Origin of the sequence: Shewanella sp. JNE2, from assembly GCF_023159115.1 — a bacterium.
Classification (GTDB): Bacteria; Pseudomonadota; Gammaproteobacteria; order Enterobacterales; family Shewanellaceae; genus Shewanella; species Shewanella putrefaciens.
The window spans coordinates 3898858-3923599 of the sequence record NZ_CP096169.1; the positions used below are offsets into that span (position 1 = coordinate 3898858).

Below are 24742 nucleotides of genomic sequence, written 5' to 3' on the forward strand. Positions count from 1 at the left end.
CTTCTCCAATAGACACATGTAGCGATGGGATAGTAGCCATTCCCATTGTGAGGACTTCTTTATTTATGGTAATCAACTTTAGTAGATCAATATCACATTTTGATATGAACGAATCGCTCAACTACACCACTTAAGCATTTCAACATGATGAGCAAAGATAAACTAGCCCCCGAGATAGAATATTGAACATCATCAACTAAAATGATAAATCACTCACTAATATATTTAAATTCAAACCCTTTAAGTTTTTCGCATTGTTCTTTAACTGCATTGTTCACAATAATATACCCATGTTTTTCTTTTAACGAAAAAATTGAAGCACTTCCGACCTTATTCATATCAATAATGAGATTTTTTATTGTCATCCACAGTCGATTACCATAATTTTTGTAGGAAATGTGGGATCTGGCTAAATCGACACATTCATAACAGGTTAGAACCTGTAAGGCATAAAAATGACTATTTACCCTGCCCTCGCTATCCATAATAACCGCAGGGATTAAATTAATTTCCTTACCCAATTTATCTTTAAATAAATCAAAAAATCGCTGACTAACGAGAGGTAAGCCTAAGGTAGGTAAAATATCATATTGGTTAACGATATCATCCAGACAGTCTACATCATAATACATGTTATCTATTTTGCTTGAAGTCGATTTTAATGCATCAACATAAGAAATAGCATTTTTATCCGAGTAACAGAAATAAATATCTTTATAATAAAACTCCTGCATTTTAAAAAACATATATTCCTCTTTATATCTTTGACTATTTATGAGTAACCCTAGTAAATAGAATGTTACTAATTTAAATAAAATCAATATATTATATAATTATGTTAGCCATTAAAATAGCTATACGCGCTTTTCTGAACATTAACTAAGCATATTAAAGTTTAGTAAGGGTACAAAAAAGCCAGTCATATGACTGGCTTAGTTTTAATCTTAGCAATACATGACAGTGAATTAACTACTTTACAACAGTTAAGTGACTGCGACGCTTAGGAGGCTGATCTGTCGGATCCTTTGGTTTATCCGTTACATCAACAACAGATAAAACCGATTCGGCTTCATCCTCCATCAGATATGCATCTTCAACATCGAAAACAGTACCAGCACCATTTTCTCGGGCATAAATAGCAATAATTGACGCCATTGGCAGCAACACCTGTTGAGGTACGCCACCAAAACGCGCATTGAACTCCACAAACTCATTGCTAATTTGCAAATTGCCCACAGCGCCAGCAGCAATGTTTAACACTATCTGGCCATCCTTCACATACTGCTGTGGTACTTGGGTGCCTTTAACAAAGGCATCAACCACAACGTGAGGCGTTAATTGGTTATCCATCAACCAATCATAGTAAGCCCTAAGTAAATAAGGACGATTTGGAGTCAAAGATTTCATTACATGCCCATACGCATTTCGCGTTCAGCTTCAGTCAAAGAAGCTTTAAACGACTCACGTTCAAAAATACGTGTCATATAGGCTTTGATGTCTTTCGCTACGCGGCTGTCTAACTCGATGCCTAATACTGGCAAACGCCATAATAGTGGGCCGAGATAGCAATCCGCTAAGCCAAATTCTTCACTCATGAAATAGGGCACTTCGCCAAACACAGGAGCAATAGCAACCAAACTTTCAGTCAACTCTTTACGAGCGGCTTCAGCACGATCACCTTTGCGAATGCGATCAACCAGCGCATACCAGTCAGTGTCTATGCGATGCATCATCAAGCGGCTTTGGCCGCGTGATACCGGATAGACTGGCATCAAAGGGGGATGAGGGAAACGCTCATCCAAATATTCCATGATAATGCGTGATTCGTATAAAACGAGTTCACGGTCTACCAAAGTGGGCACTGAATTATAAGGATTGACTTCAAGCAAATCCTCAGGCATTTCATTAGGGTCGACCTGTAAAACATCAACAGTAACCCCTTTCTCAGCTAACACGATACGTACTTGATGGCTATACAGATCATCAGCACCTGAAAACAGTGTCATGATAGAGCGTTTGTTGGCAGCAACAGCCATTGATACCCTCCAGAATCGAAATAAAACAAAAGTAAACGAGGGGCAAAGCCCCCCGTTTACACTATGCGGATATTACATTTTACCCGTTATTAGTGCCTAGTGTACATCTTTCCAATACTCTTTCTTCAAGAGGTAGGCCACAATAAAGAATATAAATAGGAATCCGAGTACCCACCATCCCATCGCTTCACGCTCTAGTCTAACAGGTTCAGCCGAATAGACTAAGAAGCCCGTGATATCACGCACCGCTTGGTCATACTCTTCTGCGTTTAATTTACCGCCAGTCACCACAATACTGCCATCTTCTTGCTTAACAGGCGTGCCTTGCAGCTCTTCGAGCACATGTGGCATACCGACAGATGGAAATACAGTGTTATTCACACCAAATGGGCGACTAGGATCTTTATAAAAACCCTTTAAGTATGAATACACCCAATCTTCACCACGAACACGAGCAACTAAGGTTAAATCAGGTGGAGTAGCACCAAACCATTTAGCCGCATCTTTAGCAGGAATAGCGCTTTGCATCAGCTCACCAATTTTAGCATCGGTAAACATATACTTGTTACGCATATCATCAGCAGAGATACCAATATCATTCGCTACACGCTCATAACGCTGATATTGAGTGCTATGGCAACCTGAACAGTAGTGTTGGAAAAGATCCACACCACGCTCTAGGGAAGCTTTATCATGTAAATCAACTTTTGCGTCTTCTAAATGTACATTATGTCCGCTCGCGGCCATCGCCAGCGTCGGCAACAAGGTAACTAATGCAATCAATAATTTTTTCATTAGTGTGTCAACCTCGCTGGAACAGGTTTAGTTTTTTCGTTCTTGCTGTATAACCACAGCGCCAAGAAGAAACCAAAATAAGTAACAGTAAATATTTGCGCAACAATCGTTAGGATTGGTGTAGCAGGAACAACACCTAAGTAACCTAACACAATGAAAGAAATTGCAAATTGTGCAATGTTCAACTTGTGCAGCGTACTACGGTAGCGCACTGACTTAACCTTACAACGATCTAGCCAAGGCAATACGAACAACACAGCAATCGATAGCCCCATCATCACTACACCACCCAGTTTGTCGGGTACTGCACGTAAAATGGCGTAGAAAGGAGTGAAGTACCACACTGGCGCAATGTGCTCAGGTGTCTTCATTGAGTTTGCCGCTTCAAAGTTTGGCTTTTCAAGGAAGTAACCACCACCTTCAGGCATAAAGAACAACACATAACAGAACACAATCAGGAAGCCCGCAACACCCATAATGTCTTTAACTGTGTAGTATGGGTGGAATGGAATGCCATCGACTGGCCAACCGTTCTCGTCTTTGTTCTTCTTGATTTCAATACCGTCAGGGTTGTTTGACCCTACTTCGTGCAGTGCAATTAAGTGTAGGAACACTAATACGACTAACACTAATGGCAGCGCGATAACGTGCAGCGCAAAGAAACGGTTCAGTGTCGCGCCAGAGATCACGTAGTCACCACGGATCCACAGGGTTAAGTCATCGCCAATAACAGGGATTGCACCGAACAGAGAGATAATTACCTGCGCGCCCCAATATGACATTTGACCCCATGGTAGCAAATAACCCATAAAGGCTTCGGCCATCAACACGAGGAAAATTAACATACCGAACAGCCACAGTAGTTCTCTAGGCTTCTGATATGAACCGTAAATTAAACCACGGAACATATGTAGATAGATCACAACGAAGAAGGCTGATGCACCCGTTGAATGCATATAACGCAGCAACCAACCGTACTCAACATCACGCATGATGTATTCAACAGAAGCAAATGCGCCTTCTGCTGTGGGTACGTAATTCATGGTTAGCCAGATACCTGTCAGTAATTGGTTAACCAATACCAACATTGCTAACGAACCGAAAAAATACCAAAAGTTGAAGTTTGTTGGTGTAGCATACTGACCCACATGACGGTTATAAGTCGCCGTCATTGGAATACGTGCATCAATCCAATTAATTAGATTCTTAACCATTACGCCACTCCTTTATCTACACCGATAATCACGGTGCCATCATCAACGTATTGATGTGGAGGGACAACTAGGTTCAATGGAGCTGGTACGCCTTGGAAAACGCGACCAGCCATATCGAACTTAGAGCCATGACATGGACAGAAGAAACCAGAAGTCACACCTTCAACTTGCTCACCAAATGAATCAGGTAAGTAAGTAGGTGAACATCCTAAGTGTGTACAAATACCGACAGCAATAAAGAACTCTGGCTTAATTGAACGCAGAGGATTCGTTGCATAATCAGGCTGCTGCATTTCTACAGAAGCAGGGTCTCTTAACTTATTATCGTGTTTTGGTAGGGCGTTGATCACATCGTCAGTACGACGGACAACCCATACAGGTTTTCCACGCCATTCAACACGGATCAGCTGACCTGGCTCTACTTTACTGATATTTACTTCGACCGGTGCACCTGCAGCTTTCGCTTTGGCACTCGGATTCCATGACTTGATGAAAGGAACCGCTACAGCGACGGCACCAGCACCACCTACTACGGCGGTTGCGGCTGTCAGGAATCTGCGACGTCCGGTATCGACTGGCGCATTGCTCATCCACTTATCTCCCAGAGGGTGTTGGAATTTTTGTTTTTCAAAGACTTTCCGCCCGGGTCATCACCATGGGCAAAAATCGAAGTTTGAAGCGGGGCTCATTATAGCTAAAAATTAGAAGCAGATCATAGTGAAAAGACGCAAGTAAGTTAGGGAGATTGCGTGTTTTTTAAAAAAAGTTCAAAAAAAGCACAACTATTAACCTATTTCTATCCACATGAATGGTATTTGGAACATGAAAGGATTGAGATCGGCATAAAGCATACTTTACTAATATGCATTAATTCCCCGATTTTAACTCTATCAACTTGAGATAAAAAATAGGCCCTGCAAAACAGGGCCTATTAAAATGAGCTTTATATCGTATTACTTCTTAGGTGATGTACTCTTCATATATTTGAAGAACTCACTATCAGGCTCTAAGACCATGATATCTGAATTACCAGAGAAACTTGCACGATAAGCCTCTAAACTACGCATAAAACCAAAAAATTCAGGATCTTTGTTGTAAGCATCAGCATAAATCTTTGCGGCTAATGCATCCCCTTCACCACGAATAGTGAGTGCTTTACGTTCAGCTTCAGCAATCTTAACGGTGACATTAGCGTCAATAGTCGCACGGATAATTTCAGATTGCTCTTTACCCTGTGCTCTATGCTCTTTTGCCACAGCCTGACGTTCGGCACGCATACGTTGATAGATACTGTTACTGACGTTCGCAGGTAAATTGATTTGCTTTACACGTACGTCAACAACCTGAATACCTAAGTCTTTTGCACTTTCAGATGCATTTGCGAGCGCATCGTTCTGCAATTCATCGCGCTTGCCTGAAACAATTTCTCTGATAGTGCGGCGACCAAACTCAGTACGTAAATCGTTGTTTATCTTACGTTGTAATAGCGATTCTGCATTCGCTTTAATACCACCATTTGTGGACAGGTAGTATTTTTCGAAATCATAAATGCGCCATTTAACGTAGGAATCCACCATCAGATCTTTCTTCTCTGAGGTAACGAAACGATCCGCTGCACCGTCCAATGTCTGAATACGAGCATCAAGTAACTTAACTTTATCAATCACTGGCACTTTAAAGTGTAATCCAGGACCGAAAACGCGAGTCATAGGTTTGCCATCAACGTTATCTTTCACGATTTCGCCGAAACGTGCGACGATAGCTCGCTCACCTTCACTCACAACCATCACAGAAGATAGGACAACACCTAAAACGATGGCGATAAGAATAATACCTAATCTACCCATGAATTAATCCCTCCCTTGGCGAGTACGATCATCGCGGGACGGACGTCCACTCAAAGGCTCACTACTAATGCGAGTCGTTGATACAGATGAAGAATTGACATTCTGCTGAGGTTTAGGCTCAAGTTCAGGTGTCGCAGGCTTCTCTTTCATTAACTTATCTAACGGCAAGTACATCAAGTTACCATTGTTCTTAGCATCAATAAGTACTTTGTTTGTATCTGTCATCACTTGTTGCATTGTATCAAGATACAAACGCTTACGGGTTACCTCTGGCGATGCTTGATACTCAGGTAACAACAACTCGAAACGAGCCACTTTACCGCGAGCCTCTAAGATTTCACGTTCTTTATAAGCATTAGCTTGTTGTGCCATGCGCTCAACTTCACCACGCGCTTTAGGTTCAATCTCACGGGCATAAGCTTCAGCTTCACGAATAAAACGCTGTTCATCTTCCTGGGCAGAAATCGCATCATCGAAAGCATCTTTCACTTCTTCAGGTGGACGTGCCGGTAAGAAGTTAACATCCACAACCGAGAGACCCAATTTGTATGGTTCAAGGATACGTTCTAATTCTTTCCACGTATCGCGGCGAATAGCATCACGACCCGTCGTTAAAATATCATCCATCTTATTGTGACCAATCACATAACGCAGGGCGCTATCTGTTGCTTCACGTAAGCTGGCGTTCGCATCGACAGCACTGAACAGGTATGAATAAGCATCTAAAATTCGATACTGTACATCGAGTTCTACCTTCACGACGTTTTCATCGGACGTCAGCATACTACCAGACGCAGGAATAGAGCGAACCGATTGAATGTCGACGGGATAAATTTCATCAATAAAAGTCGCTTTCCAGTGAAGTCCTGGCCCAATCTCACCAATGTGTTTACCAAAGCGCAATGCCACACCACGCTCGGCCTCTTTAATTGTATAAAAACCCGAGAGTCCCCAAACAGCTAAAGCAATGGCAAGTATGATGATTAAGCTTAGCGAACTAAAAGATTGGCCTGAACCAGTCCCTTTGCCGCCAAAGCGCTTTGAAAGATTACGAAAAACCTCATCAAGGTCCGGTGGTCCTTTGTCGTTACCACCTTTATTTCCCCAAGGATCATTACCCTTGTTACCGGGCTCATTCCAAGCCATTTAGCACTCCATAAGTGGATGAAATAAATTAGATTATTAACAAACAGCCTTTTCTATCGACGCATCGAAGATAAAGGTTTCTAACTCACCCTGACTCTGTTTAGCTAACCGGCGCCAATCGGCGTCCGATAAACGAACAGACAAAATACAGTTCCCCAGATCGTCGTACTCTTTCTGCTGTATCGCATCCAGTCGATAAAACTGGCCAAGATAATGTCCAGCAGTTGCCGGAATTCTAAGTGTAAGCTCCCTAATCACCTCACCGATAAGCTCGGTAATCGCTTTCAACAGCAAATCAAATCCCAAACGCTTCTGTGCTGAAACCCAAACTCGAATGGGTTTGCCTTGATCATCATACTCAATTCGAGGCGTAACATCTTCGAGTAAATCGATTTTGTTACACACAATTAATTGCATAACTTCATCGGCTTCGATGTCTTTCAGGACAGATTGCACTTGTTCAAAATTATCCGCCATATTTTCATCTGCACAATCAACGATATGCAGCAATAGTTCGGCCTGACGTGTCTCTTGCAATGTCGCCTTAAAAGCGGCAACGAGATCATGTGGCAAATGGCGAATAAATCCAACGGTGTCAGCTAAAATAACGGCACCATCGGGTAAATCTAACTTTCTAAGCGTTGGATCGAGCGTAGCAAATAGCTGATCTGCGGCATAAACATCGGATGAAGTTAGCGCATTAAATAACGTAGATTTACCCGCATTTGTATAGCCGACTAATGACACAGTTGGCATTTCACTGCGTTTACGTGCTCGTCGGCTCTGCTCACGCTGTTTATCAACCCGCTCTAAGCGTTTATTGATATTTTTAATGCGGCCCCTGAGAAGGCGTCTATCGGTTTCGAGTTGAGTTTCCCCAGGACCACGTAAACCAATGCCGCCTTTTTGACGCTCAAGGTGAGTCCAACCTCGCACCAGACGAGTTGACATGTGGCGCAATTGCGCTAGCTCCACCTGCAACTTACCTTCGTGGGTTCGTGCACGCTGGGCAAAAATATCAAGAATAAGCGTAGTGCGATCGAGTACACGACACTGACATACTTGCTCAAGATTACGCTCTTGAGCTGGACTCAACGCGTGATTGAAAATAACCACATTCGCCTCAGTGGCAGCCACAAGTGCGGCTAACTCTTCGGCTTTTCCAGATCCCACAAAAAACTTACGATCTGGAGAGCGTCGACTTCCAGTAATGACCCCGACAGAGCGTGCTCCAGCTGATTCAACTAATAGCTGCAGTTCGACTAAGTCTTCTCGGCGTTCCTCATCGGAAAAGTCGATATGGACAAGAACCGCTGTTTCTCCCGCCTCATAACGATCAAACAAGAAGCAAACTCCTCATATAACGCTTATTCGCCACTAGGTACATCGTCTTGCGGACCATATCCACCCTGGGCATTTTGGTGACCAGTGACATTGAATGGGCGAGCAGGAACAACCGTAGAAATAGCGTGCTTGTATACCATTTGGCTCACTGTGTTTTTCAACAGAATGACAAATTGATCAAACGACTCTACCTGTCCTTGGAGTTTAATGCCGTTTACTAAGTAAATTGATACAGGAACGCGCTCGCGGCGTAGTGCGTTCAAAAATGGGTCTTGTAAAGATTGCCCCTTAGCCATTTTATTATTTCCTTTTTAATTTATAAAAATAAATCTATATCAGTGAAGTTTTTTGTTTAGTTTTAGTATTATACAGCAAGGGCTAATAAGCTAGCGGCAATGACGCATAAGTGTAACTAAATTCCCCTCAGCACCACTTTCAAGCCAATTTAACTCTGGCCAACTACGTAACCATGTTAATTGACGCTTCGCTAATTGCCTAGTAGCTGCAACTGCTTTTTCGACCATAGTATCATAGTCGAATTCTCCATCGAGATGTTGCCAACATTGCCGATATCCAACACAACGCATTGATGGCAAATCTAAATGTAAGTCTCCCCTTGCCTTAAGTTGAGTCACTTCGCCAATAAAACCTTGCTGTAACATTATGCGAAAACGCTGCGCAATTAAGTCATGTAATACTTTACGCTCTCGCGGTGCAATGGCAAATTGCACCACATCGTAAGGTAAAGGTGCAGACTTAGTCTGTGTAAGCTCAGTTAAACTCTTACCGCTTATTCTATAGACTTCCAGCGCTCTTGAAAGCCTTTGTGGATCATTAGGATGAATTCTTTCCGCCGACACGGGATCAATATCCCGTAATTGGTCATGCAAGGTTTCCCATCCTTTCACATCAGCCTCCGCCTGAATGTCGGCACGAATGGCGTCATCGGCACTCGGAAGCGGTGATAACCCTTCTAATAGAGCCTTAAAATACATCATGGTTCCACCAACGAGTAATGGTGTTTTCCCCATGCGAATAATTTGCGCAATTTCAGCTAAAGCATCTGCTCTAAAATCGGCGGCAGAATAGCTCTCGCTAGGATCGCGAATATCAATCAATCTATGTGGCCCGCGCGCTAACTCCTCCATAGAAGGTTTTGCACTACCAATATCCATACCGCGATAAATGAGTGCAGAATCAACTGAGATAATCTCGCAGTTATGGTTTTCGGCTAATTCTAGTGCTAAAGCCGTTTTTCCAGAGGCAGTAGGCCCCATAAGAAATAACACTTTAGGCAGCAATTCTGTATTCACTTATTACTCTTCTAGCCATGATTGCCAAGGTAAGGATATCGCTTGATTGGCAATATGCTGTCTTGTTTCATCCGTTAGCAAGGAAAAAGCCGCCCAGATTTCTGGTGCCGACATAAATCCACTTAAACTTTGTTTTGCCAACCACTTAGCCAATGCATTGGGCGATGGCGTTTCAAAACGCAGCGATTGTAACCACTCTGGTATCAGCTTCGCTAATTGGCTTTCCCTCAGATATGGGGGCACTTTTTTAATTATCAACTGCTGGTAACGAATTGTAAGTTCTAAGCCTATTTGACGTATTAATTGCTCATTTTCATCGAGCAATGATTGCCAGTCTGGATCGGCTACAACTGATACCGGCATCAACAATGGTTGACCAATGAGACCCGTTGCCAGCTTAGCTTCTATTTCTTGGGCGCGAGTTGCCAATGCGACTGATTTTATGGGTAAAAGACGAAGATGATTTGCTTCGACGACGACCCAATATTGGCCATCTAAAATAGGTGGCATAGGGGCTACTGGCTGATAATCTTTATCTTTTACGTTATAAGATGGTGTTTGCAATAAAGCACCATAACTCACTATTGCCGACTTTGAAGGTAATTCAGCGCGCTGCCGAGCTTCACCACCTGAAAAACTGCGGTAATGGCTATCTCTTGGCTGTGCCATACTGCCAAAAGCATTTTTCTGGATGCCAAAACCTGAACGAACTGATGTCACGGCTTGCGCTTGGGAAGACTCAGTGAATCGCTCCTGAGAAGCCGTAACAGGGCTTGCGTCTCGAATACGTTCAATCTTGTCAGTTTGATCACTGATACTTGCAAGTTCAAATAATCCTGAGGGTTCAATCGCCTTAGTGCACTGTGTATCCATACATGCAGCTTCAGGTTCGGTTAAATTACCATTGTCCGTAAGGCAGAGTTCCCCCGCCTCTTCGAGGGCCGATTGTAATGCTTGTAAAATATAATCATGGACATAACGACTCTGATGGAATCGAACTTCATGCTTAGCGGGATGCACATTCACATCCACCTGATGGGGATCAATTTCTAACATCAACACATAACCGGGTTGTTCAATTTCGGCTTTGTGTGCAAAAGCTTGGCGCACTGCATGATTCACTAAACGGTCGCGAATTAAACGACCATTTACATAAAAATAGTGAGTGTCCGTTAACACGGTCGACCAAGGCGATTGCAAATAACCGCTTAGTCGTAAATCATCGTGTTGGCACTCAATTTTTAAAGCGTGTTCCGCAAACTGTCGCCCTGACACCTGCGTTAAACGCTGTAAGTATTGGGATTCATTTACCGCTGGGCGGTAATTACGCACAAGTTTACCATTATGCGTCAGCGTAAAATGGATATCGCCACGCACTAGAGCAATACGCTTTAACCACTCGTCAATGTGAGTAAATTCGGTTTTATCACTCTTTAAAAAGCGCCGTCTTGCTGGGGTATTAAAAAATAAATCAACGGCTTCAATTGTGGAGCCTACGGGATGTGCTGCGGGCATAATTTTAACTGCCATATCAACACCTTCCGCATAGGCTTGCCATGCTTCGGTTTGTTCAGCAGTGCGAGAGGTTAAAGTCAAACGTGAAACCGAGCTTATACTCGCGAGCGCTTCGCCGCGAAATCCAAAACTGAGTATGGCCTCAAGATCATCTAATGAATGTAACTTTGACGTCGCATGGCGTGATAAGGCTAAGGTCAGTTCTTCCTTAGGAATTCCGGAGCCATTATCCCGAATTTTAATCAGCTTACTGCCGCCTTTATCGATTTCAATATCAATTCGAGTCGCACCCGCATCAAGGCTATTTTCAACCAACTCTTTAACCACTGAGGCGGGCCTTTCAACCACTTCGCCCGCAGCGATTTGGTTGGCTAATTGCGGCGGTAAGATCTGAATACCCATAGATTTTTCCATTCTAACTCTCAGGAATAACGAGCGTTTGCCCTAGTTGCACTACATCGGTTTTCATCCCATTCGCACGTTTAATACTCGACATTGGGACTTGATAACGCTGCGCAATGGCTGAAAGCGATTCACCGCGGCTGACTTTATGTTTGACCGTACCAGAAGATCTAACACTTGGCCTTGAACTTATTCCTGTAGATGCTGATTTAGAACTAGATATAGGACTCGGCCTTACCCCATTTTGTTTGGCTATCAGAGTATCTGCCGGCGGATTGCTATGGAAATATCGGCTAACCCCTTTATAAATAGCTGTTGCAATACTTTCTTGGTGTTGGTGACTGGATAAGAGTCGCTCTTCCTTAGGATTAGAAATAAAGCCAGTCTCAACCAAAATTGAGGGGATATCCGGTGACTTTAGCACTGCAAAACTGGCTGATTCGGGCCGACTTTTATGCAACGTCGTCACAGCGCCTAAATCCTTGAGAATATCCCCCGCAACCGCATGACCAATAGCCATAGAACTGTTCATCGACATATCGAGTAATGTCATAGCAAGATATTGTTCATTATCGGTATTTTGGATAATTTCCCCCGCACCGCCAAGTAGTTCAGAATGCTTTTCTTTTTGCTCCAACCAGCGACCAATTTCACTGTTTGCACGACGCATAGACAATACCCACACAGACGCACCGCGAGGATTGGGCGAAGTAAACGCATCCGCATGGATAGAAATCAGCAAATCAGCTTTACTGTTGCGGGCAAGTTCAGAGCGCTTATTTAAATTAACAAAGTAGTCGCCACTGCGGATCATAACGGCACGCATTCCAGGGGTGTCGTTAATTTTACTCGCAAGGCGCCGAGAAATTTCGAATACCACTTTTTTCTCATAAAGGCCCGATGGACCAATTGAGCCGGGGTCGTCACCACCATGCCCAGCATCGATAGCAATTACAATATCGCGGGAGGATTGCATACTTTGAGTAACGGACTTTTTAACTGGGGTTGAGCTGGCGACAGGTGGTGCCAGTGTGACCGTTTTATCTTCAAGGTCAACAACAAGACGATTACCATAGGGAGCCGTAACGGGAAGTGAAAACAAATTAGCATTAAGAGGCTTTACAAGGTCAATCACCAAACGCAAATCACCCTTCGTTGGAGATTGACTAATGCGCACCCCTTTAACGAGCTTGCTGTTATTGTCGATATTTTTAAGGGTGAGTTTAGTTGAAGTCTTTTTAAGATCGACCACTAAACGGTTAGGTCCTTCTATTGAAAAATAGGTATAGTTAGGCGCATCACTGAGATCAAACACTACACGGGTCGATTCAGGGGCAGCCCAAATACGCACACCTTCTAATCGATTTGCCCCATGGGCAGATACAGTAAAAAAAGTGCATAAAAAAAGAGTAATAAGATGAAAATAATGATTAATTTTAGTCATTGTTGTTTTTATTTTATCGCAGCTAATAACTTTTCACCTGATTTAGACAGGGCTTGAATATGGATTTCACGGCCCGAATTTACATAACTCAAATGCAAATGGATATCGGCATCTGGCAATAAACCTTCCCCTTTATCGGGCCATTCCACTATGCAAAGACTCTTATCTGAAAAGTAATCGCGGATCCCCATAAATTCGAGTTCTTCAGGATCGTTGAGGCGATACAAATCAAAATGATAAATTTCGACACCGTTAAGTTCATAAGGTTCAACGAGTGTGTATGTAGGACTTTTTACCGCCCCTTGATGACCAAGCCCTTGAATTAACCCTCGACTCAGTGTCGTTTTTCCTGCGCCTAAATCACCCGTTAAATAAAGAGTTAACGGCGCTTTAATATAGCGAGCCAGTTGCTGCCCTACCGCAATAGTGTCGTCTTCATTATTTAAGAAAAAGGTTAACTCTGTCATTTCCGCTTATATCACTGCTGTTAGTAATGGAGGAAGCAACTCAAGCACAAAAATCAACCATCTTCAGCACTTGAGTCTCACATATCGCCTAGAGTAAATCACTATTCACTAATTGGCGAATAAAAGGCATTAAATCACTTGCTAACATACCGCGCTCACCCTGTGTAGCCGCAAGATCGGCAGCACAACCATGGACAACTACGGCGACAATTGTTGCCTGCATATTATCCATACCTTGTGCCATGAGCGCGCCTATAATACCAGATAACACATCCCCACACCCACCACTTGCAAGGCCGGGATTACCCACAGGTGCAACGACCATGGTTTTACCATCATAAATCACAGTTCCTGCGCCTTTTAATAACACAACTCCACCATATTTTTGCTGCATTGCAAGCACCGCAGCAAATCTATCCTGCTCAATTTCAGCGACAGAGCAACCAAGTAAACGAGCAGCTTCACCGGGATGCGGTGTCAGTACCCAGTTATTTTGACGACGAGGTTCATGGCTAAGAAGATTTAACGCATCGGCATCTAGTACACAGGGTTTATCACTCAACCCTGCAGCCTTAAACAAATTATAACCCCAGTCATGCTTACCCAAGCCTGGCCCAAGTACTATGACCTGCGCCCAACCGAGGCGAAGATAGACTTCCATATCAACCAGATCGCAGCCCCAAAACATCAATTCAGGGCGAGAAACATTCACAGTGAGTTGATGTTCAGGACGGCTAATTACAGTTACAAGTCCTGCTCCTGCACGCAAACAAGCCTCGCTCGCAAGACGGATCGCACCTGCCATACCAAAGTCACCGCCAATAACAGTGACCTTGCCTGACTGACCTTTATGACTATCTCGTGCCCGAGCCGCAAAGTAATCCTTCAGGATTTCACGCCCAACACGTTGCGCGCTGGATTGGGTAAAAAATGGGGTTAAACCTAATTCGGCAAACTCGATAAGTCCACTATGATGCCGAGCTTTACTGGTAAGTAAACCTTGCTTGATCCCCCCAAAACAGAGGGTAACATCTGCCATTACAGCAACATTAGCCACAGCACCCGTATCCGGATTAATTCCTGAAGGCAAATCGAGGCTAAGCACCCAAGCTGTACTTTGATTAATAGCATTGATTAATTTAGCGGTGTCATCACGCACTTCACCTTTCACACCCGTACCTAATAAGCCATCAACGATAATTTCAGCCTCTGAAATCACATTAATATCGATTTCTTGAGTTAAACCACCTTGGTTAACGTAGGCTGTGAGTGCACGCTCATACTCCACACTACCTGTCGTTTTAGTCAGCATCACAGAAACAGTATTACCCGCTTCGAGTGCGAGGCGTGCACAGACTAAGGCATCAGCACCATTGTTACCACTGCCAACAAGCATAAGCAGAGGAGTTGATGCTGTACCATGCTCTGTTGCAATATGTTTTGCTAAATATTGAAACGCCGCATATCCCGCCCTCTCAACCAACTCATAAAGTGTCGCTGCACCCTGTGAAACAGCGAGTAATTCAGTTTCCCTAACTTGTTGCTGGGTATAAAGCGCTGTGGGTAGTCTAGATAAATCTTGTGCCATAGAGGATCTCCTGCGCTATTAAGAATGAATTTCAAGGTGAGACACTGTAAATTTGCCACCAAGCTCTTAAATGATGGCAACCTATCAATCTGATATCCCTGTTGAGAAAGTCGAAGTTAAAATCAACCAATAGTCCAAGAAAGTAGCAAAATTTGCTTTATAAAATCATGACGTAAATCAGTTGATACGCGAAAATGCGCTTAAAGTCTCGCAATCCACGAATTTGCAATGCATATAAAGACAACAAAGCCAGCACTATGCTGGCTTTGTTGAGAGAATGGCGTGCAGGCGATCTAGATATCATCCATCCGAATGGTGCTATGCACTAGACGTTGCTGTTGCGTTTTTTCTACGCGGATCAAATTGGCTAACGCATTACGTGCATCTTCCGCAGTGGTTGAGTTAACGGTTTTTTCTAACAAGCCTATCAGACGATTTTCTAAATCTAAGTGCAAATTGAGCACATCGTCTTCATTCATGTTTGCAGGCAACATAGTATCTTGGCAACGCTTAGTAAAATCTTCAAAAGTAAAGTCTTTATACCAAGTATCAAGAATACGATGTGGTGCTTCGTCCATATAGTCGCGCAGTTTCTCTGCCATGGTTTTTTGGTGCGACTCAAAATACTCTAGCATCATTTTCACTCGGGCCGAGTCGGCTTGATTGATAAGACGGCCATAGAGTTGCGCCATATCTAAGCGGCAATTTGCCACATACTCAAGTAGATCACGTAATTGTTGAATACGCATATAAAGCACTCCACTGTCAGGCCAACAACTTGGCGCTATTAACTTTGTCTGGAACCATTATGTAAGTAAACGCATTACGATTATTTGAACAAGGTCATAATTTACCTTTCCAAAATACATCTAATTTAGGAAAACTTGAAGAAACACAGCGCAGATCACGCATTAAACTCTGTGTTTTATTTTCCATAAAATGAAAAAACAAGTTAAAAAGAAAAGGTTTGCTCGCAGCCTCACCAACGCTTGCATCCATCACAGACTAAAACTGTTGCTAAAACCCGAACTTACTCGCTGTGACTGATAGAGTGCTAGCTTGAAGAACCGCAAAATTAGATACATCAACAAAATGTAGATTGATTATATTTATGAAAAGATTTGATAAAAAAATTGGAGCGACGTGATTTTGATCAAGAGCGGTTCGAACCGATGACCTATACCTTGGAAAAAAGAAGGTATCACCATATTAAGAGCGCAACTGAGCTAATGTTGGATTGACATTTAAAGATTGGAATTTGGAGCGACCTGATTTTGATCAAGAGCGGTTCGAACCGATGACCTATACCTTGGAAAAAAGAAGGTATCGCCATATTAAGAGCGCAACTGAGCTAATGTTGGATTGACATTTAGAGATTGGAATTTGGAGCGACGTGATTTTGATCAAGAGCGGTTCGAACCGATGACCTATACCTTGGGAAAAAGAAGGTATCGCCATATTAAGAGCGCAACTGAGCTAATGTTGGATTGACATTTAAAGATTGGAATTTGGAGCGACCTGATTTTGATCAAGAGCGGTTCGAACCGATGACCTATACCTTGGAAAAAAGAAGGTATCGCCATATTAAGAGCGCAACTGAGCTAATGTTGGATTGACATTTAGAGATTGGAATTTGGAGCGACGTGATTTTGATCAAGAGCGGTTCGAACCGATGACCTATACCTTGGGAAAAAGAAGGTATCGCCATATTAAGAGCGCAACTGAGCTAATGTTGGATTGACATTTAGAGATTGGAATTTGGAGCGACGTGATTTTGATCAAGAGCGGTTCGAACCGATGACCTATACCTTGGGAAAAAGAAGGTATCGCCATATTAAGAGCGCAACTGAGCTAATGTTGGATTGACATTTAAAGATTGGAATTTGGAGCGACCTGATTTTGATCAAGAGCGGTTTGAACCGATGACCTATACTTTGGAAAAAAGAAGGTATCGCCATATTAAGAGCGCAACTGAGCTAATGTTGGATTGACATTTAAAGATTGGAATTTGGAGCGACATATCGGGTTCGAACCGATGACCTATACCTTGGAAAAAAGAAGGTACCGCCATATTAAGAGCGCAACTGAGCTAATGTTGGATTGACATTTAAATATTGGAATTTGGAGCGACATATCGGGTTCGAACCGATGACCTATACCTTGGCAAGGTATCGCTCTACCAACTGAGCTAATGTCGCATAATTATCGCTGTCACATTTGCCTTCAACATTCACAAAGGTATCGCCTATCAACCTTTATCAACTGAGCTAATGTCGCATAATCTGTATTAATGATCTGGTGAATCACTAAGTTTTAATTTGGAGCGACATATCGGGTTCGAACCGATGACCTATACCTTGGCAAGGTATCGCTCTACCAACTGAGCTAATGTCGCATAATTATCGCTGTCACATTTGCCTTCAACATTCACAAAGGTATCGCCTATCAACCTTTATCAACTGAGCTAATGTCGCATAATCTGTATTAATGATTTGGTAAATCACTAAATTTTAATTTGGAGCGACATATCGGGTTCGAACCGATGACCTATACCTTGGCAAGGTATCGCTCTACCAACTGAGCTAATGTCGCCTTTTGCATCGCTGCTACATTTGCCTTCAACATTAACAAAGGTATCGCCTATCAACCTTTATCAACTGAGCTAATGTCGCGTTCAATCTAAATGACTAGAACATCCGTTCGCATCAAAAAGTCGAGGCCGCATTATATGAAAAATTCATGCGGCTGCAACCCCTTCTTTCAGATTTATCTGCTAATCGGTCAAATTTTAAATACTTTGCTGCGGTAATACTGTAATTCTGCAATCGACTCTTGGATATCTTGTAGTGCTTGATGGGTATTTTGCTTCTTAAAGCCCTCCATAATTTCTGGACTCCAGCGCTTGACCAGTTCTTTTACTGTGCTCACATCAAGATTGCGATAATGGAAATAATCCTCCAGTTCGCGCATATAGCGATTGAGGAAACGTCGGTCTTGACCAACGCTATTGCCACACATAGGTGAAGCGCCCTTAGGCACATATTGCTCTAAAAATGCAATGGTCTTTGCCACAGCTTGCGCTTCATTATCTTGGCTCGCTCGAACGCGATCAATCAGTCCAGACTCACCATGATGCTTTTGATTCCAATCATCCATTGCCGCAAGCACTTCATCTGGCTGATGGATAGCAATTACGGGGCCCTGACCAATAATATTGAGTTCTTGATCCGTCACTAAAGTGGCAATTTCAATAATTCTGTCGACATCAGGTTCTAGCCCCGTCATTTCAAGATCGATCCAAATGAGATTATTTACATTCGCCGTCATAAATCAGCCTTATCATGTCAGTTAGCCTAAATTCAGGCTTTTTTATTCAAGAGCGTGTATCATACTGCTTTTTTCCAACACAAAAAATAATCTAATTGACGAAGACGAATCAGTGAGTAAAAAGAAACCCCTAAGCCAAGGTCAATTACGCCGTATGCGCGCTAATCACGAGAAACGACTCAATCGTGACAGCGGTGAAAAAAATACGCCAGAGCTACAGGATAGTTCACTTGGTGCCGAACAGAGCGGCACTGTGATTTCCCGTTTTGGCCAACATGCCGACATCGAAACCGAAGACGGCCAAATAGTACGATGTAATATTCGCCGTACGATTAATAGCTTAGTCACTGGTGACAAGGTCGTCGTACGCTTAGCGATTGAGAGCCAAGCAAATAGTGGCATTGCTGGTATCGTTGAAGCCGTGCACCCAAGACGATCTTCACTTACGCGTCCCGATTTATACGATGGCGTAAAAATTATCGCTTCGAATATCGATCAAATCTTGATTGTATCTTCAGTGTTACCCAGTTTTACCACCCAAATTATCGACCGCTATTTAGTCGCCGCCGAAGATACCAATATTCCACCTATCATTATTTTAAATAAAATTGACCTATTAAATCCGCAAGAAGCACCGGTAATCGAAGCTGCACTTAAACGCTATCAGGACATTGGTTATCCTGTGTATAAAGTCAGTAGCAAGTTAGGTGAAGGTATCGATACCATCAAAGGTTTACTTAAAGACAAGGTCAGTGTATTTGCCGGACAATCTGGTGTAGGGAAATCTTCGATAATCAACGCGCTACTACCTGATGCAGACTTATTAGTGGGTGATGTGTCAGATAACTCAGGCCTAGGGCAACACACCACCACCACAGCTAAGTTGCTACATTTAGCCAGCGGTGGCGATTTAATTGACTCACCCGGTGTACGCGAATTTGCGCTTTGGCACTTACCCGCACAGAGAGTTGGTTGGTGTTTTATTGAATTCCGTGAGTTTCTCGGTGGCTGTAAGTTCCGTGATTGTAAACACGGTGATGATCCCGGTTGTGCATTAAAAACTGCGGTGGATGAAGGTAAAATTAGCGAAGATCGCTTCAACAATTACCATCGGATTATCGCCAGCCTTGATGAGCAACGCCATGCTCGGCATTTCCGTGCGACCACCGATGAATAACGACTGATTGATACATAACAACGGTCTCAGTAAAATTTGAGCAGTAAAGTAAGAAAAGGAATTAAAATTGGATAAAGTCAAAATTGCTCTGCAGTACATGCTGCCAAAACATTTATTATCACGTCTAGTGGGTAAACTGGCTGCGGCTGAAGCGGGCACGTTAACAACTGCGGCGATTAAATGGTTTATCAAACAATATAAAATCGACATGAGTGAAGCGGCACAAAGCGAGCCACAGGCCTATAAAAGTTTTAACGATTTTTTCACCCGCGCATTAAAGCCGGGGATTCGTCCGATAAATCAACATACGAATATTATGGTGCATCCGGTTGATGGTGCCGTTAGCCAACTTGGTCCAATAAAAGAAGGTCGAATCTTCCAAGCAAAAGGTCATCATTACTCATCTCTCACTTTACTTGGCGATCAAGCTCAAGATGCCAAACGTTTTGAAGGCGGGGATTTTGCGACAATCTACTTAGCACCGAAGGACTACCACCGAATTCACATGCCGATAAAAGGTACATTATCAAAAATGACCTACGTTCCCGGTGAGCTGTTTTCGGTTAATCCGCTAACAGCAAGACATGTACCCGGCCTTTTCGCCCGTAACGAACGTGTGGTCGCCATTTTTGAAACCGAACATGGCCCATTAGCCATGGTATTAGTCGGCGCCACTATCGTTGCCAGCATCGAAACCGTCTGGGCTGGCACAATCACGCCACCGACAGGTAAGCAAGTCTTTACTTGGGAATATCCCACGGTTGGCCCTGATGCCATCACCTTAGACAAGGGCGATGAAATGGGTCGCTTTAAGTTAGGCAGTACTGTCGTCATGTTATTTGCTAAAGACGCTATCGATACCTTCGCTGAAGGAGTGGAAGCCGAAGCAGTTACACGCATGGGTCAAGCCTTTGCTAATCTTAATAATCCGAAGTAAACGGACTAACCGTTCTTGGGGTCAATAACGAAACCTTCGGGATTAATTGAATTACACTTAGCTGTGCTGATGTTTGGTGGCACAGCTTTGTTTTCAAAATTAATTCCATTAAGTGCCCTTGATATCACCTTTTGGCGTTGTATCGTCGCCGCACTGATTTTGGCTTTATTGATTAAATTCAGCCGAAAACCACTCAGCTTAGAACACAAACACGATTACCTGATTGCTATTGCACTCGGTATTATTGTCAGCCTCCATTGGGTGACTTACTTTGCCGCCATGCAACTCTCCTCCGTCGCTATTGGCATGATTGCATTTTTCACTTATCCAGTAATGACTGTTATCGCTGAACCGCTATTGACTGGTAATAAAATCAAGTTAATCGATATGATAAGCGGGATCCTCGTTTTTATTGGTGTTATCTTACTGATACCTGAAGCAAATTTTAGTAATGATACAACCTTAGGTATCGCGATTGGTATTCTCTCTGCCATGTTATTTACCGCACGAAATCTGCTCCAGAAACGCTACTTTACTCAATATAGCGGCCCGCATGCGATGTTTTATCAAACCTTAGTGGCGGCGGTGTTTCTTATGCCTTGGCATGAAACGCCCCTGAATAACATCACATTGGATGTATGGGAATTAATCATTTTACTGGGCATCGTATTTACGGCTGCGCCACATGCATTATTTACTTCAGCCCTAAGGCAGTTAAGCGCAAAAACCGTTGGCCTCGTTTCGTGTTTACAGCCTTTTTATGGTGCAATGCTAGCACTGATGATTTTAGGTGAAACCTTAAATCTTAATACGCTTCTTGGGGGGACTATCATAGTCGCTACCGCCATCTTTGAAACCCATCAATCCCATCAATCACTAAGACGAAAAAAGAGGATCTGAAACATACCCATTTAGCCCTATTTTGGGCTAAGATGAGAGCGTCTTTTGTCCCTAAGTATATCTGCCTATATGCCACGTATTTTATTGTTCATTATTGTTTTTCTCTCATTTTCTATCCAAGCCAACTCTCCCCTACAGTTGGATAAACGTCTTGGACTCAATAATAAAAATCAGCAGCAAACCGCAGGTATTGATGAGCAAATTACAGAGTTAAAGAACAACATAGATAAGCTGGCAGCCAATGCAGCCAGTTTTCAACAAGCACAATTGGACTTTGAAGATAATAAAAAAGAAATTAACCAAAAGTTAAAAGAAGCCTCAAAACCCTTAAAACTCAAAAAAAACACCGATCTTAGCCAGCAAGCATCAATCGCTTATTCACACCTTTCAGAGCTCAAAGAAAGCGAGGCTGCATTAGGTAACCAAGTTAATGAATTGCTGCAACGCCACAATCTTTTACCCTCGGTGATCGCGACTGCCAGACAAAATGTGGTGCAGAATAAAAAAACGGAGTTGGCCCCCTTAGACACCCCTTCGGGCGAGTTACAACAAACCCAGCGACTCTTCTTTGAGCAAAGCCTTGCAACTAGTGAGGCTGAGCTGGCGAGTAGTCAAAAGCGCATAGAATTAACTCAACTAAAATTACAGTTAGTACGCCAACAATTAATCCAACAAGAGGCGCTCATTGAAACAATCAATAAGGCAATTAATAAGCAGCGCCAGCAGCAAACTGATGCAACGCTTGCCAAAAACCTAGTCGATACGGATAGCAAAGAGTTAGATCCTGTTACACGCAACATTGCTGATACCAATCAAATTTACGGTCAGAAATTACAAACATTAACCTTACAAATCAATAATGTAGTTGAGCAACAAGAACAAGCCGAGATCCAATATCAGTCTCAAGCTAAGCAGCTCGCCAATATTCAAGAGCAAATTACTTGGGTCAAAATGAACTCAGCTTTTGGGGAGCGTTTTTTGCAAATGCTGCAATCGCTACCTAAGCCTCCAAACCATGAAAAGCTACAAACCTTAATCGCCGATGCGCGCTTAGACAGATACCATTTAGAGCAGCAACAAGCCCTGAATGACCAAGAGTTAGAACAATCAGGACTCTATAATGACAGTCAAATTAAGCTGTTAACTTCCCAACAAGCGCTTATTGCACAGTTAATGCAAAGCTATGACCAATATTTAAGTGAACTTGGCAAACTTAAAGTTAATTATCAGCAACTTAGCCAGCAAAATCTTACCCTAAAAAATACGCTAAATGAGCACTTATTTTGGGTTCCCAATGCTGCCAGCATCAATAAACTATGGTTTACCGATGTGCAACGCAGCACGATTTGGTTAGCCCAAACAGCGCAATGGGGACAACTCACGAAAGCGTGGCAAGAGCAAAATGATTATTGGTCTTGGTGGATTATATTGCTAATACTTTGTTTAATGACCCAAGATCTGGTTACTCCTAAATTCAATCAGCTACTAACACATTACACCACCTATGTTGGCAATGTGACGCAAGATAAGTTTATTTATACCCTAAAAGCCCTGCTTTGCAGTGTTTGTTATGCCTTGATAAAGCCATTACCCGTTGTGATTGCGGGATTGATTTTTTATCAGTCCGAACGCAACTTCGTGCAGGCCATTGGCATGGGAATTTTAGTTATTGGATTAGTTTACCTACTGTATCGTCTGATTTTTGTACTGGCTCTTGATAAAGGCGTGCTTGTCGGTCACTTCAGACGTCCTTCAAAACTAATTCAAGCGGGTCAATTTAGATTAAAGCACTTTGTATTAGTGGCTAGCCCACTACTGGGTTTAATGGGTTTTACTGAAGTACTCGATGCATCCTTGGTTCGTAATAGCATAGGGCGCGGTGCATTTATTCTTTTTTGTATTATTTTATTCCTGTTATATAAAGATATTTTTGTGTTAAATCGCCAAAATATCGATTCTAAGATGGACGGTAAAAACAAAAAACTCCTTCAAAAAATGCTTTGGGCTTTGTTAATTGTTGTACCTCTGTTCAGTGCTGGACTTGCATTTAGAGGCTATTATTTCACCGCGTTTCAAATGTTGTTACAACTACAACTCTCCTTAGTATTAGGTTTGGGATTCTTACTCTTATATCAACTCATTAAACGCTGGATGCTGATTGAGCGCCGACGCATTGCGTTTGATCGCGCAAAAGCTAAACGTGCAGAACGATTAGCTCAAAGAGAAAAACACGAAACACACCATCTCTCAAGTGATGGCCAAGATACCTATGAAGAACCCGTTGTCGACTTGGAAACGATTTCGAGCCAATCATTAGGCCTTGTTCGCTCATTACTTTTACTGGCCTTTTTAGCCAGTTTAATTGGCTTGTGGGCTCAAACCCATACGGCATTATTCTCCTTCCTTGATGGCATAACATTGTGGACAACCAACACGAGTGTCAATGGGGTAGAGCAACAACTACCTATCACAATGAAATCCCTCATGTTTGGTTTAATTGTGGTTGGCTTTTCATTAATGGTCGCGACAAATCTACCCGGCTTGCTAGAACTGATGATCCTCCAACGGCTCGAGCTTTCACCCGGCACCGGTTTTGCTATTACCACAGTCAGCCGCTATTTAGTGGTCTTCTTAGGGTTATTGATCGGCTTTTCAAACCTAGGGATGGAATGGTCCAAACTGCAATGGTTAATCGCAGCGCTCTCACTTGGTTTAGGTTTTGGTTTACAAGAGATTTTTGCCAATTTTATTTCAGGTTTGATTATTTTATTTGAAAAACCCGTACGGATTGGCGATACCGTCACTATCCGGGAGCTAACGGGCACCGTCAGTAAAATCCAAATCCGCGCGACCACGATTATCGATTGGGATAGAAAAGAAATTATCATTCCAAACAAAGCATTTATTACTGAGCAATTAATCAATTGGTCATTATCAGATCCGATTACTCGGGTTATTGTCTATGTGTCGGTGGCACGGGATTCTGATCCCGCAAAAGTCGAAGCAACCCTCTATCAAGCAGTGCAGGAGTGTGAAGATGCACTCCCAACGCCAGAGCCTGAGGTCTGGTTCGCAGGCTTTGGTAAACATACACAAGACTACGAGGTACGCGCCTATGCTAAAGAAATGTCGTCTCGCTGGCCTCTACGCCATGATTTGCATAAACGAATTACCAGAAAGCTGAAAGAAAACAATTTAGAACTCGCCTACCCTCAGATGGAAATCCATATCAAAAATGGTCAAAATCGGGATCAGGTCGGTATCATTAGAAGCTAACAGGATAGTAGAAA

At 42.8% G+C, this 24742-nt stretch carries 21 protein-coding genes and 3 tRNA genes; 4 read left to right on the forward strand and 20 right to left on the reverse strand.

Translation table 11 applies throughout. The features are described from left to right. Positions 1-209 precede the first annotated feature (209 nt). The 20 genes from MZ182_RS17370 to orn form a co-directional block, all read right to left on the reverse strand. A complete protein-coding gene (locus MZ182_RS17370) occupies positions 210-746 on the reverse strand; it encodes an imm11 family protein (RefSeq protein ID WP_014611353.1) in 537 nt (178 codons plus the stop codon). Between the two features lie 223 nt (positions 747-969). Next, a complete protein-coding gene (locus MZ182_RS17375) occupies positions 970-1407 on the reverse strand; it encodes a ClpXP protease specificity-enhancing factor (RefSeq protein ID WP_011788050.1) in 438 nt (145 codons plus the stop codon). Next, the gene (sspA, locus tag MZ182_RS17380; protein WP_011788049.1) at positions 1407-2036 is read right to left on the reverse strand and encodes a stringent starvation protein SspA; all 630 of its coding nucleotides are present in this window, start codon (positions 2034-2036) and stop codon (positions 1407-1409) included. Before sspA ends, MZ182_RS17375 begins: the two co-directional genes overlap by 1 nt. 96 nt (positions 2037-2132) lie before the next feature. Further along, positions 2133-2831: a cytochrome c1 gene (locus MZ182_RS17385; RefSeq protein WP_011788048.1), complete on the reverse strand. Its 699-nt coding sequence runs from the start codon at positions 2829-2831 to the stop codon at positions 2133-2135. Continuing rightward, on the reverse strand, positions 2831-4045 hold the full coding sequence (locus MZ182_RS17390) for a cytochrome b (protein WP_011788047.1): 1215 nt from the start codon (positions 4043-4045) through the stop codon (positions 2831-2833). The genes MZ182_RS17385 and MZ182_RS17390 overlap by 1 nt, the downstream gene beginning before the upstream one ends. Continuing rightward, entirely contained in the window at positions 4045-4635 is a 591-nt protein-coding gene (gene petA, locus MZ182_RS17395; RefSeq protein WP_011788046.1) for a ubiquinol-cytochrome c reductase iron-sulfur subunit, read from the reverse strand. The genes MZ182_RS17390 and petA overlap by 1 nt, the downstream gene beginning before the upstream one ends. Before the next feature lie 363 nt (positions 4636-4998). Further along, complete coding sequence (hflC, locus tag MZ182_RS17400; protein ID WP_011788045.1) at positions 4999-5892, reverse strand: protease modulator HflC; 894 nt, start codon at positions 5890-5892, stop codon at positions 4999-5001. A 3-nt stretch (positions 5893-5895) separates the two neighbouring features. Beyond that, the gene (gene hflK / locus MZ182_RS17405) at positions 5896-7038 is read right to left on the reverse strand and encodes an FtsH protease activity modulator HflK (RefSeq protein ID WP_014611356.1); all 1143 of its coding nucleotides are present in this window, start codon (positions 7036-7038) and stop codon (positions 5896-5898) included. A 36-nt stretch (positions 7039-7074) separates the two neighbouring features. Beyond that, positions 7075-8382 carry a ribosome rescue GTPase HflX gene (hflX, locus tag MZ182_RS17410; RefSeq protein WP_011788043.1) on the reverse strand — a complete coding sequence of 436 codons (1308 nt, stop codon included), beginning with the start codon at positions 8380-8382 and terminating at the stop codon, positions 7075-7077. 23 nt (positions 8383-8405) lie between these two features. Then, complete coding sequence (hfq, locus tag MZ182_RS17415) at positions 8406-8678, reverse strand: RNA chaperone Hfq (RefSeq protein WP_011788042.1); 273 nt, start codon at positions 8676-8678, stop codon at positions 8406-8408. Positions 8679-8768: 90 nt separating this feature from the next. Beyond that, a complete protein-coding gene (gene miaA / locus MZ182_RS17420) occupies positions 8769-9695 on the reverse strand; it encodes a tRNA (adenosine(37)-N6)-dimethylallyltransferase MiaA (RefSeq protein ID WP_248066544.1) in 927 nt (308 codons plus the stop codon). Between the two features lie 3 nt (positions 9696-9698). After that, on the reverse strand, positions 9699-11624 hold the full coding sequence (gene mutL, locus MZ182_RS17425; RefSeq protein WP_411028085.1) for a DNA mismatch repair endonuclease MutL: 1926 nt from the start codon (positions 11622-11624) through the stop codon (positions 9699-9701). Position 11625: 1 nt separating this feature from the next. Further along, on the reverse strand, positions 11626-13056 hold the full coding sequence (locus MZ182_RS17430; RefSeq protein ID WP_248066540.1) for an N-acetylmuramoyl-L-alanine amidase: 1431 nt from the start codon (positions 13054-13056) through the stop codon (positions 11626-11628). Positions 13057-13064: 8 nt separating this feature from the next. Further along, entirely contained in the window at positions 13065-13523 is a 459-nt protein-coding gene (tsaE, locus tag MZ182_RS17435; RefSeq protein WP_011788038.1) for a tRNA (adenosine(37)-N6)-threonylcarbamoyltransferase complex ATPase subunit type 1 TsaE, read from the reverse strand. An 88-nt stretch (positions 13524-13611) separates the two neighbouring features. Next, the gene (locus MZ182_RS17440; RefSeq protein WP_248066538.1) at positions 13612-15111 is read right to left on the reverse strand and encodes an NAD(P)H-hydrate dehydratase; all 1500 of its coding nucleotides are present in this window, start codon (positions 15109-15111) and stop codon (positions 13612-13614) included. Between the two features lie 293 nt (positions 15112-15404). Continuing rightward, positions 15405-15860, reverse strand: a complete 456-nt coding sequence (locus MZ182_RS17445) for a hypothetical protein (protein WP_011788036.1) — start codon at positions 15858-15860, stop codon at positions 15405-15407. Positions 15861-17233: 1373 nt separating this feature from the next. Next, a tRNA-Gly gene (locus tag MZ182_RS17450) sits at positions 17234-17309 on the reverse strand. Positions 17310-17430: 121 nt separating this feature from the next. Continuing rightward, a tRNA-Gly gene (locus tag MZ182_RS17455) sits at positions 17431-17506 on the reverse strand. 121 nt (positions 17507-17627) lie between these two features. Then, positions 17628-17703 (reverse strand) — tRNA-Gly (locus tag MZ182_RS17460). Between the two features lie 189 nt (positions 17704-17892). Beyond that, positions 17893-18438, reverse strand: coding sequence for an oligoribonuclease (gene orn, locus MZ182_RS17465; RefSeq protein WP_011788035.1), 546 nt, complete (start codon positions 18436-18438; stop codon positions 17893-17895). A gap of 112 nt (positions 18439-18550) precedes the next feature. On the opposite strand from orn, the gene rsgA reads away from it, so the two are divergent. The 4 genes from rsgA (at position 18551) to MZ182_RS17485 (ending at position 24728) form a co-directional block, all read left to right on the forward strand. Further along, a complete protein-coding gene (gene rsgA, locus MZ182_RS17470; protein WP_248068452.1) occupies positions 18551-19615 on the forward strand; it encodes a small ribosomal subunit biogenesis GTPase RsgA in 1065 nt (354 codons plus the stop codon). Positions 19616-19682: 67 nt separating this feature from the next. After that, on the forward strand, positions 19683-20552 hold the full coding sequence (gene asd / locus MZ182_RS17475; protein WP_115017077.1) for an archaetidylserine decarboxylase: 870 nt from the start codon (positions 19683-19685) through the stop codon (positions 20550-20552). Between the two features lie 15 nt (positions 20553-20567). Then, positions 20568-21452: a DMT family transporter gene (locus tag MZ182_RS17480; RefSeq protein ID WP_262917344.1), complete on the forward strand. Its 885-nt coding sequence runs from the start codon at positions 20568-20570 to the stop codon at positions 21450-21452. 69 nt (positions 21453-21521) lie between these two features. Further along, positions 21522-24728 (forward strand): mechanosensitive ion channel domain-containing protein, encoded by a 3207-nt coding sequence (locus MZ182_RS17485; protein WP_248068545.1) that lies wholly within the window; start codon positions 21522-21524, stop codon positions 24726-24728. The last annotated feature ends 14 nt before the right edge of the window (positions 24729-24742 follow it).